We start from the raw sequence: 14,963 nt of genomic DNA, 5'->3' as shown, positions 1-14,963 counted from the left end.
GTGTTGTAAATGAGCATTCTGAACACGATTTCAACGCCGTATGCCCGACGCGCAGCAGATCTTGGGCAGGCTCGAAGGGCCTGGTCGCGGACCCCGATGTCTTCCTTACTTCTAGCAAGAGGCAATACCATGTCCGATTTCAACCTCAACGCCAGCGTTCGCAACGACCTGGGGAAAGGTGCGAGCCGCCGCCTGCGTCGTGCGAACGAGCAAGTGCCGGCCATCATCTATGGTGGTGAGCAGGCCCCCCAGGCCATCGCCGTCGACAAGACCGCCTTCTACAAGGCGATCGAGGACGAGGCCTTCTTCTCGTCCGTGATCAACCTGACGGTGGACGGCAAGGCCCAGCAGGTGGTGGTGCGTGACCTGCAGCGTCACCCCTACAAGGCGCTGCTGACCCACGCCGACTTCATGCGCGTCGATGCCACTCACGAACTGACCCTGAGCGTGCCGCTGCACGTGATCGGCGAAGACAGCAGCAAGGCCATCAAGGATCAGGACGGCGAGCTGCACATCCTGGCCTCCGAGGTCGAGATCAGCTGCCTGCCGAAGGATCTGCCGGAGTACCTGGAAGTCGACATCAGCAACATCGAGCTGGGCACCACCCTGCACCTGTCCGACCTCACGGTACCGGCCGGCGTGACCCTGGTCGCGCTGACCCACGGTGAAGACCACGACAACGCCCTGGTGAGCGTCACCAAGGCCAAGGTCCGCGCCGAGGCAGCGGAAGAAGGCGAAGAGGCCGCCGGTGAGGAAGCCAAGGGCGAAGAGCCCAAGGGCGAAGGCGACACCGAGTAATCGGCCGTTGCCGGCGGGCATGCCGATCCCTCGGCATGCCCGCCCCGTCTCCACGGATCAAGCGCCTCGGCGCTTGATTTTTTTTGGCCATCACGCCGCACGCGAGGACACCGGCATGAGCCAGTTGAAAGCGATCATCGGCCTGGGCAACCCCGGCGCCGAGTACGACGCCACCCGCCACAACGCCGGCGCCTGGCTGCTCCACGCCCTGGCCCGGGACGCCGGCGGCGAGTTGCGCCCGGACAGGAAGTTCCTGGGACGCCATGCCCGCGTCCGTGTCGCCGACAGGGACCTGCACCTGCTCGAACCCACCACCTTCATGAACCGCAGCGGCGGCGCCGTGGCCGCGCTGGTGCAGTTCTACAAGCTCGCTCCCGACGAGTTGCTGGTGGCCCACGACGAGCTGGACATGCCCCCCGGCACGGCCCGCTACAAGCAGGGCGGCGGGCATGGCGGACACAACGGCCTGCGCGACATCATTCGCGCGCTGGGCAACGACAAGTCCTTTCACCGCCTGCGCATCGGCATCGGCCACCCCGGCGAGGCCCGCCAGGTGACCAACTATGTACTGGGCCGCCCGGGCAAGGCCGAGCGCGCCGCCATCGACGCCGCCATCGACGAGTGCCTGGCCACCCTGCCCCTGGCCATCGCCGGCGACTGGCCGCGCGCCATGCAGCGGCTGCACAGCTTTTCCGCCTGAGGCGGAAAAGCTGGCGGTAAGCGTGCAGCCATAAGCGGTACGTCACCCCTTACTGGCCGGGACGGGCTTTCTTACGGCTTACCGCTTAAGGCTGACGGCTCGGTCGAGTAGAATACCGGCCAATCGCCACCATCGAACTCTCTTTCCAGGAAGATCCCATGGGTTTCAACTGCGGTATCGTCGGCCTGCCCAACGTCGGCAAGTCCACCCTCTTCAATGCCCTGACCAAGTCGGGCATCGACGCCGAGAACTTCCCCTTCTGCACCATCGAGCCCAACGTCGGCATCGTGCCGATGCCGGACCCGCGCCTCGACCGGCTGGCCGAGATCGTCAAGCCGCAGAAGGTGCTGCCCACCACCATGGAGTTCGTCGACATCGCCGGCCTGGTGGCCGGCGCCTCCAAGGGCGAGGGACTCGGCAACCAGTTCCTGGCCAACATCCGCGAGACCCAGGCCATCGCCCACGTGGTGCGCTGCTTCGACAACGACAACGTCATCCACGTGGCCAACGAGATCGATCCGCGCACCGACATCGAGACCATCAACCTCGAACTGGCGCTGGCCGACCTCGATACCGTCGATCGCGCCATCCAGCGCCTGACCCGGGTGGTCAAGGGCGGCGACAAGGAGGCCATCGCCACCAAGGCGATCCTCGACCGCATCCAGCCCCACCTGGCCGAGGGCCAGCCGCTGAGAAGCTTCGGCCTCGACGACGACGAGAAGCGCCAGCTCAAGAGCTTCGGCTTCCTGACCCTCAAGCCGACCATGTACATCGCCAACGTCAACGAGGACGGCTTCGAGAACAATCCCTACCTCGAGGTGGTCAGGGAGATCGCCGCCGCCGAGGAGGCCGTGGTGGTGCCGGTGTGCAACCAGATCGAGGCCGAGATTGCCGAACTCGACGACGAGGAACGCGCCATGTTCCTCGACGAGATGGGCATGGCGGAGCCGGGGCTGGACCGGGTGATCCGCGCCGGCTATGCCCTGCTCGGCCTGCAGACCTACTTCACCGCCGGGGTGAAGGAGGTCCGCGCCTGGACCGTCAGGGTCGGCGCCACCGCGCCGGAGGCCGCCGGGGTGATCCATACCGACTTCCAGAAGGGCTTCATCCGCGCCGAGGTCGTGGCCTACGACGATTTCGTGGCGCTGGGCGGCGAGCAGGGTGCCAAGGATGCCGGCAAGTGGCGCCTGGAAGGCAAGGACTACGTCGTCCAGGATGGCGACGTCATCCACTTCCGCTTTAACGTCTAAGGACGCGACGCTTGACGCAACGGGGTCGCCCGGGTAGTATTCGCCCCCGTTGCACGGCTACGTAGCTCAGCTGGTTAGAGCACATCACTCATAATGATGGGGTCCCCTGTTCGAATCAGGGCGTAGCCACCAGATACCGAAAAGCCCGCCCGGTTCGCCAGGCGGGCTTTCTTGATTCCGAGGGTCGAGGGTCGAGGGTCGAGGGTCGAGGGTCGAGGGTCGAGGGTCGAGGGTCGAGGGTCGAGGGTCGAGGGTCGAGGGTCGAGGGTCGAGGGTCGGGCAGCATGATGACTCACACCCAACGCCTCACACCCCCCTATCTCACCTCATTCGCATCCTGCACCATCCTCCTCGCGCTTTTACCCCTCACCCCTTACTCCTCGCGCCTTTCGCCTCGCACCTCAAAGCCCAGCGTCAGGGCAGCTCGGCGCGGTCGAAGAAGGCGGTGAGCACCCGGGTCAGGTGGGCCACGTCCCGGCTGCCCGCCGTCTCGCGGATCGAGTGCATGGCCCACTGAGGCACCCCCACATCGAGGGTCGGCACCCCGAGTTCGGTGGCGGTGATCGGCCCGATGGTACTGCCGCAGCCCATGTCGGCCCGGGTGACGAAGGTCTGCACCGGCACCTCGGCCTCGCGACACAGCTCCCGGAACAGCGCCGCGGTGGCACTGTTGGTGGCATAGCGCTGGCTGGCGTTGACCTTGATCACCGGCCCGGCGTTGAGCGCCGGCCCGTGGGCGGCGTCGTGCTTGTCCCGGAAGTTGGGATGCTGGGCATGGGCGTTGTCGCAGGAGATCATCCTCGAGGCCTGGATCAGGCGGATCAGGCCCTCCTCGTCGCCCTCCCCCAGTTGGGCGTTCACCCGCCGCAGCACGTCACCCAGGAAGGGGCCCTGGGCGCCGCAGGCACTGGCGCTGCCGACCTCCTCGTGATCGTTGGCCACCAGCAGCGCGCCTTGCGTCCCATCGGACGCCAGGAGGGCTTCGAGGCCGATAAAGCAGGACAGCAGGTTGTCGAGCCGGGCGCCGGCGATCAGCTCGCCCTCGACGCCCACCCGGGCCGGCGGCTGCATGTCGTAGAGGGCCAGCTCGAAGTCGAGCACCTCGTGCCCCTCGACACCGTGCTGCTCGGCCAGCCAGTCGCGCAGCAGCCGCTCGAAGTCGGCGTGCCCGCCGCCCTGCAGCAGCACGGGCAGCATCTCGGTCTGGGCGTTCATGGCGCGGCCGTCGTTGGCCTCGCGGTCGAGGTGGATCGCCAGGCTGGGGATGATCGCCACCGGACGGTCGACATCCAGCAGGAAGCCTTCCAGGCGGCCATCGCGATGACGCACATGGAGACGTCCCGCCAGTCCCAGGTCGCGATCGAACCAGGGCGCCAGCAGGGCGGCGCCGTAGACCTCGACGCCGAGCTGCAGCCAGCCGGCGGCGGTCTGGGCGGCATTGGGCTTGAGGCGCAGGCCCGGGCTGTCGGTGTGGGCACCGATCATGCGCAGGGCCACCAGGGGCGAGGTGGGCAGCTGCAGGGCGATGATCGAGGAGTCGTTGCGGGTCACGTAGACCTTGTCGCCCGGCGAGAGGCGCCAGGCCTCGGTCTCCTCGAGGCGCCGATAGCCGGCCTCCTCGAGACGCTCGGCCATGTTGGCAGTGGCGTGCCAGGGAGTGGGTGAGCGGCGCAGGAAATCGAGCAGCCGCTCGAGTCGGGCTTCCTGGGGCATGGGATTCCTCTGTATCGCGGGACGTTCGGGGGTCATGGGATCTCGACCGAGCTGCTACAATGGCCGCTCGGTCCATGCAACTCGCGAGCCGAATCGCAGTCTGGACTGGAGAGTGTACATGAATCCGGGAGTGCTTCATCGATGAGCCTGTTTGTCACCCTGGGGCGCGCGGCGGCCCTGGCCCTGCTGGTGGTCGCCGGTCCCGCCCTGGCGGAGCTCGTCCCCAGCGATGCCCAACGCCAGGCGGCCGTGGAAGTGGCCGAATCCCTCCGCTACGGCCACTATGCGGATGTCAGCCTCGACGACGAGTGGTCGCGCCAGGCCTTCGATCGCTACCTGGACATCCTCGACGGCCAGCGCGCCTACCTGCTGCGCCGCGACGTCGAGGCCTTCGACGACCTGGCCACCACCCTGGACGACGCCGTCCTGGACGGTGACCTGTCGCGGCCCTTCGCCCTCTACCGCCGCTATCACGAACGCGCCGAGGCCCGCCTGACCTGGCTGCTGGCGCGCCTCGACGAGGGCCTGGACTTCGGTTTCGACGGCGACCAGCGCATGCTCCTGGACCGCGAGGACACGCCCTGGCTCGGCAATGAGGCGGCCCTCGACGCGCTGTGGACCAAGCGCCTCCAGAACGCCGCCCTGACCCTGTCGATCAGCGACCAGTCCCCCGAGCAGGTGGAAGACACCCTGCGCCAGCGTTACGAGGGCCAACTGACCCGCCTGCGGCAGACCAACGAGGAGGACGTCTTCGGGCTCTTCATGGCCGCGGTCACCGGCAGCATCGATCCCCACAGCGAGTACCTGTCGCCGCGCCAGAGCGAGTCCTTCGACATCCAGATGCGGCTGTCCCTGGAAGGCATCGGCGCCCTGCTCCAGGCCGACGGCGAGTACGTCAAGGTGGCCAGCCTGGTGCCCGGCGGCCCGGCGGAGCGCGCCGGGGTGCTCCAGCCCGCCGACCGCATCGTCGGCGTCGGCCAGGAGGGCGAGGAGATCGTCAACGTGGTGGGCATGCGCCTGGACGACGTGGTCGACATGATCCGTGGCCCCAAGGGCTCGGTGGTGCGCCTCGACGTGGTGCCCGCCCAGGCCGTGGACATGACCCGCTCCAAGGTGGTCGAGATCACCCGCGACACCGTCAACCTCGAGGACCAGGCCGCCCGGAGCGAGGTCATCGAGGTGGAACGCAACGGCGAGGTACACCGGCTGGGCATGATCGAGGTGCCGACCTTCTACGTCGACTTCGATGCCTGGCAGGCCGGCGAGGAGGACTACCGCAGCACCACCCGGGACGTGGCCAAGGAGATCGAGCGCCTCAAGGCCGAGGGGGTCGAGGGCATCGTGCTCGACCTGCGCGACAACGGCGGCGGCGCCCTGCAGGAAGCCAACTCGCTGATCGGCCTGTTCATCGACCGCGGCCCCACCGTCCAGGTGCGCGACGCCCGGGGACGCATCAGCCTGTATGGCGACACCGACAGCGGCACCCTCTATGACGGTCCCCTGGTAGTGCTGGTCAACCGGCTCTCGGCCTCGGCCTCGGAGATCTTCGCCGGCGCCGTCCAGGACTACGGCCGCGGCCTGGTAGTGGGCAGCGACACCTTCGGCAAGGGCACGGTGCAGACCCTCGACGAGCTGAGCCATGGCCAGATCAAGCTGACCCGCGCCAAGTTCTACCGCATCTCCGGCGACAGCACCCAGCACCGTGGCGTGACCCCGGACATCCAGTTCCCGAGCCTGATCGACCCCGAGCTCATCGGCGAGAGCAGCCTCGACAACGCCCTGGCCTGGGACACCGTGCGCCAGGTCCAGTACCGCCAATACGGCGAGCCGCAGCGCTACCTCGAGACGCTGCGCGAGCGTCACCGCCGGCGGGCCGACGACCATCCCAACTTCCACTACCTGGAGCGCCAGGCCAAGCTGGCCGAGCGCCTGCGCGAGCAGCACACCAGTGTCAGTCTCAACCGCGAGCAGCGCCGCCGGGAAGTGGAGGCCCAGGAGGCCGAGCAGCTGGCGCTGGAGAACCAACGCCGCGAGGCGCTGGGCCTGGAACCCCTCGAGGAGTGGATCGACGCCCGCGGCACGCCCCAGGGCGAGGGTGAGGTCGGTGGCGAGACCGACACCTTGGCCGGCGCCGAGACCCGAGCGGAGCCGGTCGACCGCGCCCAGGTGGTGGAGGCCGCCGAGATCCTGCTCGACTTCGCCCGCCTCGACAGCGGCCTGCGCCTCGCCGAGTACGACTGACCCCTCCCCTTCGCCACCCCATGACGCCGGGCCCCAGTGGCCCGGCGTTGTGTTTGGGGCGTTGTCACGCCGGCGGCCCGACCCCGCCGCGGCTCATCGCCGACCGTTCGCAGTCGGCCGGCCCGCGGAAGTCGCAGATCGTGCAGTGGTATCGCCGGCCGCGTGCCGCCTTGATTCCCACACCGCCGCGAAATTCCTCGAGGTGATGCCTCTCGTCCGCCACTTTCTCCTGTTCCCGGCATACCGGGCATGTGAGGACGATGACGCCGTCCACCCGCTCGATGTGGAACATGTCGTCTCCTGATAGAAACCACCTGACATGCCAGCATAGACGCTGTTGCCGGCGTCGTGGCAGGTTCGCCGCTCCCCGCTGCTCGAGGGGGACAGGGGCGATGAGACCGTCGGCGGGACATCGGGGAGCCACGAGTACGACGGCCGGCCACGCGGCACCGGACGACTAACTGCCAGCCGTCTCCTCTTGCTTCAGGCCCGGGAGGGCATCCTCGCCCGACGGGAGGTCCTCCCGAGCAAGCCCCGCCTCCAAGCCACTGGTCCGTCACTACCTTCATATCCGACCGCCTCGCCGACAGAGGGCTGATAAGGCGTCGGCCCCTCGAGACCAATCAGCGGCTCGCCGGCCGGCTCGGCCTGCCGTAGCAGGCATCTGGGATCGCGCCAGAAGGCCTGGCTCGTCTGCCTCAAGGCCAGCCGCCGCCGGCCCAGCCTTCCCACCGCATCCTTGCCCTGCCGCCCGACTCCATCGACGACGGCCAGCCGATCTTCACTGCTAGCTGGGGCTCCTCGCCGGGATGGTCCGCTCCGGGTAGCGCTTCAGGCGGGGGGACGCGATGCACGAGCCGGTGACACCAACGACGAGCGGCTCGCGCCCCGGGACTTGGCGGGTGCTGTCCAGGCACCGATCGGACCCGCTTCCGCGGCATGCCGGGCCACGGCCATCATTCGGTTGAAACCGGCTAGTGGCATGGGGTGGCTGTGACGCTTGCTCCGGGCAGGGTTCTTCGACATGTCCCGGGGCGGACAACACGCGAAGCGAGCAACACCACATCACGAGACACTTGACCATGTAACAAAAGAAACCTAACGTTACAAATATTAACATTATGAGCGACGGCTAAGCCGAATGGCGTATCGGATCCGCCCTTTGGCGCTAGATGACAACGAAGCATGCATGAGACATGCATTACCACCGCCTCGAATGCCTCCACAGCAGAGGACGTCGCCTCGGGGCTCATCGCGACACACTCGAGACCGATCGGAAACAAGAAAACCGGGATACCATGGAGTGCCAAGCGTGCTGAATACACACACCTCTCAACGAAAGAATGCCCCGGGCCTGCGCTGGGGGCTGGCCATCACCCTCTCGGGGCTCCTGCTGGCCGTCACTCCGTTGGCAACCGCCAGTACCTCTCCCCACGCGGGAGACGAGGAAGACACGCAGCGGGCGTCATTGATGCACAACGTCGAGGCTTTCGTGATCCCCGACCAGGTGGGGCCTGAGGATGCCTGGCTGCATATCGACCTGGTCAGTCGGCAGCTGGTGTTGTTGCGGGGAGCACGCCGCTTGACGACGATCCCGTACGTGGCCTACGGCTCACAAGGCTATCGGCGGGTTCGCGTACAGGGCAGCAGACAGACACCCGTCGGCCAGTTCACCATCCAGCGCATCAATCCTCACAGCAAGTTCCGCACCTTCATGGAGTTCGACTACCCCACGCCGAGTACCGCCTGGGACGCACGGGCGACGGGGCTGCTGAGTGATGCCGAGTACCGGTATTACCGCTACTATCGATCGGAGCATGGCATGTCTCCCCCGAACACGCGTCTGGGAGGCCATATTGGTCTCCATGGCCTCGGCAGTTCCGATGAGTGGATCCATAAGCGTCGAGACTGGACGCAAGGCTGTATCGCCGTGACCAATGAGGAAATCGACCAGATCACGGGCTGGATCGACATCGGCTCCAGGGTGGTGATCCGGGGATGAGCCGGTTGCCACCTCGGCTCGCCATCTCCTGCCCCCGAGGCGCTGCCCCCGGCACCACTCGCGAGGCGTCTCGACCAGCGACGACCGGTCAGTACGGTCAGGCCTTTCTCATCGACGTCCATCTCGTTCACGCGACCGAAGATAGTCACACCTTTGTCCTTGCGCTGCGCCTCGCCGAGTACGACTGCCCCCTCCCCTTCGCCACCCCATGACGCCGGACCCCAGTGGCCCGGCGTTGTGGTTGGGGCGTTGTCACGCCGGCGGCCCGGCCCCGCTCTCCGGAGCACCAGCAGCACGCCAGAGTACCGCAACAGGCGGCAGGACCGAGACCGATGCACGGACACACAGGCAACCCGAGGCGACACGGGCCAGCAGGAACGAAAGAATCAGGACGGTGAAGGAATCATCACATCAGCGGCACTGGCTCCCCGAGCAGGACTCGAACCTGCGACCCAGTGATTAACAGTCACTTGCTCTACCAACTGAGCTATCGGGGAATGGCGTGCTGGCCCGGAACGGGCAAGAAACATCTGGCAGGAAAGGTGGCTCCCCGAGCAGGACTCGAACCTGCGACCCAATGATTAACAGTCATTTGCTCTACCAACTGAGCTATCGGGGAATGACCTGGTTACCTCTGTGCTCGATACTCTGGGACGAAGCTGGCTCCCCGAGCAGGACTCGAACCTGCGACCCAATGATTAACAGTCATTTGCTCTACCAACTGAGCTATCGGGGAATGGCCTCGAGCACGGGGCGTAGTATACGGATCGGCTTGTAAACGTCAAGTCTCCCCGCCTTCCGCCTTGACCCGTCCCACAACGCGAGACGCCCACTCGACCAAGGGCCAAGCGGGCGTCTCGTGCTGTCCTGGTGGCTACGCCCTGATTCGAACAGGGGACCCCATCATTATGAGTGATGTGCTCTAACCAGCTGAGCTACGTAGCCATTTTCGCCTCACGGGACTCGGCCCGAGCGACGGGTGGGGATTATGCACGGCGGCCCGCCCCTTGGCAAGCCCACCGTGCCCGGACCTCATCCGTCGATGGACAGCGCCTCCTTGACGGCCGGCAGACCCGGCTCGCCGTCCCGGGTGGTGACACCCTCGAGCCAGCCCTCGAGCACCTGCGGATGGGCCTGGAGATAGTCGCGGGCGGCGTCGCGGGGATCGGCGCCCTGATCCATAATCTCTCCCATCAGCTGGTTTTCCATTTCCAGGGTGAAGGAGAGGTTGCCCAGCAGCTCACCGACATTGGCGCACTCCTCGGCGAAGCCGGCGCGGGTATTGGTATAGACGGTGGCCCCGCCGAGGTCGGGGCCGAAGTAGTCGTCGGCGCCCTCGAGGTAGGCGATGTCGAAGTTGGTGTTCATGGGGTGCGGCTCCCAGCCGAGGAACACCATCCACGTCTCGTCCGGCGTGCGGGCGCGCAGTTCGGCGAGCATGCCGGCCTCGCTGGAGTCGACCAGCCGCCAGTCGCCGAGGCCGAAGGCGTCGTCGTCGATCATGTCCTGGATCAGCTGGTTGCCGTCGTTGCCGGCCTCGATGCCGTGCAGCGTGGCATCGAACTTCTCGGCATGCTCGTCCAGGTCGGCCACCGAGGTCACCCCGGCATCATAGACGTACTGCGGCACCGCCAGGGTGTACTTGGCCCCCTCCAGGTTGGCCCCCAGGCGATCCACCTGGCCCTGATCCACGTAGGGATCGCTGATCGAGGCCATGGACGGCATCCAGTTGCCGAGGAAGACATCGAAGTCGCAGTTCTTCATGCCCGAATAGGCGATCGGCACCGAGACGGTATCGATCCGGGTCTCGTAGCCCAGCGCCTCGAGTACCTCGGTGGTCAGGGCGGTGGTCGCGGTGATGTCCGTCCAGCCGACCTCGGCGAAGTGCACGCTCTGGCAGCTCTGGTCCTCGGCGGCCATCAACAGCGGCGAAGCGGTCAGCGAAAGCGCGGCGGTTGCCAGGCCCATGGTCATCTTGTGCATCGACATGTCTCCCTTGGGTTGGACGTTGAGTATAGGCAGGGGGAGGGCCCTGCCGGCTGCCGATTATCTTTATTGATTGAACGTTCAATAAAAAAATGGCAAGCTGTAGCTATGGTAACCATGCTTCCGGGCATGGAAGCAAGACGAACGCCGAGAGAGGAGTCCGCAAGGTGCCCAAGGTCGGAATGGAACCCATCCGTCGCCAGCAGCTGATCAAAGCCACCATGGCGGCCATCGACGAGGTCGGCCTGGCCGATGCCACCGTGATGCGCATCGCCCGTCATGCCGGCGTCTCCGCCGGCATCATCAGCCACTACTTCGGCGGCAAGGATGGCCTGCTGGAGGCCACGATGCGCCAGATCCTCAGCGACCTGGGCGAGGCCGTCACCGCACGCCGCCGGGCCCTGGCGACAAACGCCCCCGAGGCGCACCTGGCGGCGATCATCGATGGCAACTTCGATCGCTCCCAGGTCACCGGCCCGGTAGCCAAGACCTGGCTGGCCTTCTGGGCCAGCAGCATGCACCAGCCGCAGCTGCAGCGCCTGCAGCAGGTCAACGACCGGCGCCTCTACGCCAATCTTTGCCACCAGTTGCGTCGCCTGCTGCCCCAGGAGGAGGCCCGGGATGCCGCCCGGGCACTGGCCGCGATGATCGACGGCCTGTGGTTGCGCGGCGCCCTCACCCCCGAAGGGCTGGACACCGACCGTGCCCGGCGCCTGGCCCGGGAATACCTCGACCAGCTGCTCCACGCCCACGGCGTGGCCGCGGCAGCGACAACGCCCCACCCCGTTTCCACCGAGTCCTGATTGGAGGTCCCATGACCCACCACGCTACCGAAACCCTCTACATCGACGGCCGTCGGGTGGACGCCACCTCCGGCGAGACCTTCCCGGTCGTCAACCCCTATGACGGCAGCACCCTGGCCGAGGTCCAGCAGGCCAGCGAGGCGGACGTGGACGCCGCCGTCGACGCGGCGCGCCGTGGCCAGCAGGCCTGGGCGGCCATGACCGGCATGGAGCGCGGGCGCATCCTGCAGCGCGCCGTGGCACTGCTCCGGGAGCGCAACGATGCCATCGCCGAGCTGGAGAGCCGCAACACCGGCAAGCCGATCAGCGAGACCGCCGCGGTGGACATCGTCACCGGCGCCGACGTGCTCGAGTACTACGCCGGCCTGGCCGCGGCCATCGAAGGCAGCCAGATCCCGCTGCGCGAGTCCTCCTTCGTCTACACCCGCCGCGAGCCGCTGGGCGTGATCGGCGCCATCGGCGCCTGGAACTACCCGATCCAGATCGCCTGCTGGAAGTCGGCCCCGGCGCTGGCCGCCGGCAACGCCGTGGTCTTCAAGCCCAGCGAGGTCACCCCGCTGACCGTGATGGCGCTGGCCGAGATCTTCACCGAGGCCGGGCTGCCCGATGGCGTCTTCAACGTGGTGCACGGCGACGGCCGCGTCGGCCAGTTGCTCACCGGCCACGGCGGCATCGACAAGGTGACCTTCACCGGCGAGGTGGGCACCGGCAAGAAGGTGATGTCCGCCTCCGCGGCCTCCTCCCTGAAGGACGTGACCATGGAACTCGGCGGCAAGTCGCCGTTGATCGTCTTCGACGATGCCGACCTGGACCGTGCCGCGGACGCCGCCATGATGGCCAACTTCTACTCCAGCGGGCAGATCTGCACCAACGGCACCCGGGTCTTCGTGGCCCGCGGCATCAAGGAGGCCTTCGAGGCCAGGATCGCCGAGCGGGTGGCCCGCATCAAGGCCGGCGACCCGCTGGATCCGGCGGTCAACTTCGGCCCCCTGGTCAGCTTCGAGCACCAGGAGAAGGTGCTGTCCTACATCGCCGTGGGCAAGCAGGAAGGCGCCCGGGTGCTGGCCGGCGGCGAGGCCTGGGACCAGGGCGACTACGCCGCCGGGGCCTGGGCCGCGCCCACGGTCTTCACCGACTGCAGCGACGAGATGCGCATCGTGCGCGAGGAGATCTTCGGCCCGGTGATGTCGATCCTCACCTTCGACGACGAGGAGGAGGTGATCCGTCGCGCCAACGACACCGTCTACGGCCTGGCCGCCGGCGTCTTCACCGAGGGGCTCAACCGCGCCCACCGGGTCATCCAGCGCCTGGAGGCCGGCATCTGCTGGATCAACACCTGGGGCGAGTCCCCCGCCGAGATGCCGGTGGGCGGCTACAAGCAGTCCGGGGTGGGCCGCGAGAACGGCGTCGAGACCCTGGCCCACTACACCCAGACCAAGTCGGTGCAGGTCGAGATGGGGCCCTTCGAATCCGTGTTCTGACCGCTCGAGGACAACATCCGCCTGATGAGCGCCGGGGACAAGCCATAGCGAGGGTCTTTTGCCAGGGATGGCAAAAGTAGCGCCCATGGAGGGGTTCACAGCGCCCTCGCGAGGCTTGTCGCCGGGAAAGCTCATCGCTCCGGATGGTGAACGAAGCGCCTGATGCCCTTCCACGACCACCACCCGGACGCGGAGACCGTCCTCCGCGCCCCCATCGGCGAGCGCCCCGTCAGGTGTCTCGCCTTCGAGACCCTTTTGACTCTTTCAGGGAGGCTCCATGTCGCAGTCCCGTGAATTCGATTACATCATCATCGGCGCCGGCTCCGCCGGCAACGTCCTGGCCACCCGCCTCACCGAGGACCCGGACGTCAGCGTGCTGCTGCTCGAGGCCGGCGGCCCGGACCATCGCTTCGACTTCCGCACCCAGATGCCGGCGGCCCTGGCCTATCCGCTGCAGGGCAAGCGCTACAACTGGGCCTTCGAGACCGACCCGGAGCCGCACATGGACGGCCGTCGCATGGAGTGCGGCCGCGGCAAGGGCCTGGGCGGCTCCTCGCTGATCAACGGCATGTGCTACATCCGCGGCAACGCCCTGGACTACGACGGCTGGGCCAAGCGAGCCGGCCTCGAGGACTGGACCTACACCGACTGCCTGCCCTACTTCCGCAAGGCCGAGACCCGCGACATTGGCCCCAACGCCTACCACGGCGGCGACGGCCCGGTCAGCGTGACCACGCCGAAGGAGGGCAACAACCCGCTCTACCATGCCTTCATCGAGGCGGGGCAGCAGGCCGGCTACCCGGCCACCGAGGACGTCAACGGCTACCAGCAGGAAGGCTTCGGCCCCATGGACCGCTTCGTCACCCCGAACGGGCGGCGCGCCTCCACGGCCCGCGGTTACCTCGACCAGGCCAAGGGGCGGCCGAACCTGACCATCGAGACCCGCGCCACCACCGATGTCATCACCTTCGCGGGCAAGCGGGCCACCGGCGTGCGCTACGCGCGTCGCGGCGAGCCCCGGCAAGTCCACGCCCGCCGCGAGGTGCTGCTGTGCGCCGGCGCCATCGCCTCGCCGCAGATCCTGCAGCGCTCCGGCGTCGGCCCGAAGGACGTGCTCGACGAGCTCGGCATCGAGGCCGTGCAGGTCAACGAGAATGTCGGCGCCCACCTCCAGGATCACCTGGAAATGTACATCCAGTACGAGTGCAAGCAGCCGATCTCGCTGTATCCGGCACTGAAGTGGTACAACCAGCCTAAGATCGGCGCCGAGTGGCTGTTCCTGGGCAGCGGCGTGGGGGCCAGCAACCAGTTCGAGGCCGCGGGCTTCATCCGCTCGAGCGACGACGAGGAATGGCCCAACCTGCAGTACCACTTCCTGCCCATCGCCATCAGCTACAATGGCAAGAGCGCGGTGCAGGCCCACGGCTTCCAGGCCCACGTCGGCTCCATGCGCTCCGAGAGCGAGGGCCGGGTGCGCCTGACCTCCCGGGACCCCAAGGCCGCACCTTCGATCCTGTTCAACTACATGTCCACCGAGAAGGACTGGCAGGAGTTCCGCGACGCCATCCGCCTGACCCGAGAGATCATCGCCCAGCCGGCCTTCGACGAGTACCGCGGCCGGGAGATCTCGCCGGGGCCGGACGTGCAGTCCGACGCCGAGCTCGACGCCTTCGTCCGCGAGCACGCCGAGACCGCCTATCACCCCTGCGGCAGTTGCCGCATGGGCGAGGGGGACGACGCTGTGGTCGACGGCGCCGGCCGGGTCCATGGTGTGGAGGCCGTGCGGGTGGTCGATGCCTCGCTGTTTCCGGTCATCCCCACCGGCAACCTCAATGCGCCGACGATCATGCTGGCGGAGAAGATGGCCGACAAGATCCGCGGCCGGGAGCCGCTGCCGAGAAGCGACGCCCCCTACTACGTGGCGGGTGACGCCCCCGCCCAGCGCGAGCCGATGCGCCGCCTGAGCTGATCCACCCGGCTCCCTCCCTA

Annotated in this window: 11 protein-coding genes and 5 tRNA genes; 9 read left to right on the top strand and 7 right to left on the bottom strand. The window is 67.3% G+C overall.

Translation table 11 applies throughout. The features are described 5' to 3' along the window. The first annotated feature begins 129 nt into the window (after positions 1 to 129). The 4 genes from OCT48_RS05510 (at position 130) to OCT48_RS05495 (ending at position 2,880) form a co-directional block, all read left to right on the top strand. Positions 130 to 798, top strand: a complete 669-nt coding sequence (locus OCT48_RS05510; protein WP_263591713.1) for a 50S ribosomal protein L25/general stress protein Ctc — start codon at positions 130 to 132, stop codon at positions 796 to 798. A gap of 115 nt (positions 799 to 913) precedes the next feature. Further along, on the top strand, positions 914 to 1,498 hold the full coding sequence (gene pth / locus OCT48_RS05505; protein WP_263591712.1) for an aminoacyl-tRNA hydrolase: 585 nt from the start codon (positions 914 to 916) through the stop codon (positions 1,496 to 1,498). 158 nt (positions 1,499 to 1,656) lie between these two features. Then, complete coding sequence (gene ychF / locus OCT48_RS05500) at positions 1,657 to 2,748, top strand: redox-regulated ATPase YchF (RefSeq protein WP_263591711.1); 1,092 nt, start codon at positions 1,657 to 1,659, stop codon at positions 2,746 to 2,748. A 55-nt stretch (positions 2,749 to 2,803) separates the two neighbouring features. Then, positions 2,804 to 2,880: transfer RNA gene (locus OCT48_RS05495), tRNA-Met, on the top strand. A gap of 282 nt (positions 2,881 to 3,162) precedes the next feature. On the opposite strand, the gene OCT48_RS05490 is transcribed toward OCT48_RS05495, so the two are convergent. Continuing rightward, positions 3,163 to 4,461, bottom strand: a complete 1,299-nt coding sequence (locus OCT48_RS05490) for a M18 family aminopeptidase (RefSeq protein ID WP_263591710.1) — start codon at positions 4,459 to 4,461, stop codon at positions 3,163 to 3,165. 141 nt (positions 4,462 to 4,602) lie between these two features. Between OCT48_RS05490 and OCT48_RS05485 the strand changes: the two genes are divergently transcribed. Then, positions 4,603 to 6,702, top strand: a complete 2,100-nt coding sequence (locus tag OCT48_RS05485) for a carboxy terminal-processing peptidase (RefSeq protein ID WP_263591709.1) — start codon at positions 4,603 to 4,605, stop codon at positions 6,700 to 6,702. A gap of 64 nt (positions 6,703 to 6,766) precedes the next feature. Here OCT48_RS05485 and OCT48_RS05480 read toward each other — a convergent pair whose 3' ends face one another. Continuing rightward, on the bottom strand, positions 6,767 to 6,994 hold the full coding sequence (locus OCT48_RS05480) for a hypothetical protein (RefSeq protein ID WP_263591708.1): 228 nt from the start codon (positions 6,992 to 6,994) through the stop codon (positions 6,767 to 6,769). A gap of 1,020 nt (positions 6,995 to 8,014) precedes the next feature. Here OCT48_RS05480 and OCT48_RS05475 point away from each other — a divergent pair. After that, a complete protein-coding gene (locus OCT48_RS05475) occupies positions 8,015 to 8,704 on the top strand; it encodes a L,D-transpeptidase (protein WP_263591707.1) in 690 nt (229 codons plus the stop codon). 421 nt (positions 8,705 to 9,125) lie between these two features. Here the strand turns inward: OCT48_RS05475 and OCT48_RS05470 are convergent. From OCT48_RS05470 to OCT48_RS05450, 5 genes are all read right to left on the bottom strand, one after another. Next, positions 9,126 to 9,201 (bottom strand) — tRNA-Asn (locus OCT48_RS05470). Positions 9,202 to 9,247: 46 nt separating this feature from the next. Further along, a tRNA-Asn gene (locus tag OCT48_RS05465) sits at positions 9,248 to 9,323 on the bottom strand. A 41-nt stretch (positions 9,324 to 9,364) separates the two neighbouring features. Further along, positions 9,365 to 9,440, bottom strand: a tRNA-Asn gene (locus OCT48_RS05460). Positions 9,441 to 9,572: 132 nt separating this feature from the next. Continuing rightward, positions 9,573 to 9,649, bottom strand: a tRNA-Met gene (locus tag OCT48_RS05455). Positions 9,650 to 9,736: 87 nt separating this feature from the next. Further along, positions 9,737 to 10,687: a choline ABC transporter substrate-binding protein gene (locus OCT48_RS05450; RefSeq protein WP_263591706.1), complete on the bottom strand. Its 951-nt coding sequence runs from the start codon at positions 10,685 to 10,687 to the stop codon at positions 9,737 to 9,739. A gap of 170 nt (positions 10,688 to 10,857) precedes the next feature. Between OCT48_RS05450 and betI the strand changes: the two genes are divergently transcribed. From betI to betA, 3 genes are all read left to right on the top strand, one after another. After that, complete coding sequence (gene betI, locus OCT48_RS05445; protein WP_263591705.1) at positions 10,858 to 11,493, top strand: transcriptional regulator BetI; 636 nt, start codon at positions 10,858 to 10,860, stop codon at positions 11,491 to 11,493. A gap of 11 nt (positions 11,494 to 11,504) precedes the next feature. Next, positions 11,505 to 12,974, top strand: coding sequence for a betaine-aldehyde dehydrogenase (gene betB / locus OCT48_RS05440; RefSeq protein WP_263591704.1), 1,470 nt, complete (start codon positions 11,505 to 11,507; stop codon positions 12,972 to 12,974). 277 nt (positions 12,975 to 13,251) lie between these two features. Then, the gene (gene betA / locus OCT48_RS05435) at positions 13,252 to 14,943 is read left to right on the top strand and encodes a choline dehydrogenase (RefSeq protein ID WP_263591703.1); all 1,692 of its coding nucleotides are present in this window, start codon (positions 13,252 to 13,254) and stop codon (positions 14,941 to 14,943) included. The last annotated feature ends 20 nt before the right edge of the window (positions 14,944 to 14,963 follow it).

Origin of the sequence: Halomonas sp. M4R1S46 (assembly GCF_025725685.1) — a bacterium.
Classification (GTDB): Bacteria; Pseudomonadota; Gammaproteobacteria; order Pseudomonadales; family Halomonadaceae; genus Halomonas.
The sequence above is the reverse complement of the archived record's forward strand: the minus strand, read 5'-3'. Positions and strand labels throughout refer to the sequence as shown.

What these genes read in the sequence shown, in the direction of transcription:
- OCT48_RS05450 (WP_263591706.1), bottom strand. Translation starts at nt 10,687, where the DNA reads ATGCACAAGATGACCATGGGCCTGGCAACCGCCGCGCTTTCGCTGACC.
- OCT48_RS05480 (WP_263591708.1), bottom strand. Translation starts at nt 6,994, where the DNA reads ATGTTCCACATCGAGCGGGTGGACGGCGTCATCGTCCTCACATGCCCG.
- OCT48_RS05485 (WP_263591709.1), top strand. Translation starts at nt 4,603, where the DNA reads ATGAGCCTGTTTGTCACCCTGGGGCGCGCGGCGGCCCTGGCCCTGCTG.
- pth (WP_263591712.1), top strand. Translation starts at nt 914, where the DNA reads ATGAGCCAGTTGAAAGCGATCATCGGCCTGGGCAACCCCGGCGCCGAG.
- OCT48_RS05510 (WP_263591713.1), top strand. Translation starts at nt 130, where the DNA reads ATGTCCGATTTCAACCTCAACGCCAGCGTTCGCAACGACCTGGGGAAA.
- betB (WP_263591704.1), top strand. Translation starts at nt 11,505, where the DNA reads ATGACCCACCACGCTACCGAAACCCTCTACATCGACGGCCGTCGGGTG.
- betA (WP_263591703.1), top strand. Translation starts at nt 13,252, where the DNA reads ATGTCGCAGTCCCGTGAATTCGATTACATCATCATCGGCGCCGGCTCC.
- OCT48_RS05490 (WP_263591710.1), bottom strand. Translation starts at nt 4,461, where the DNA reads ATGCCCCAGGAAGCCCGACTCGAGCGGCTGCTCGATTTCCTGCGCCGC.
- ychF (WP_263591711.1), top strand. Translation starts at nt 1,657, where the DNA reads ATGGGTTTCAACTGCGGTATCGTCGGCCTGCCCAACGTCGGCAAGTCC.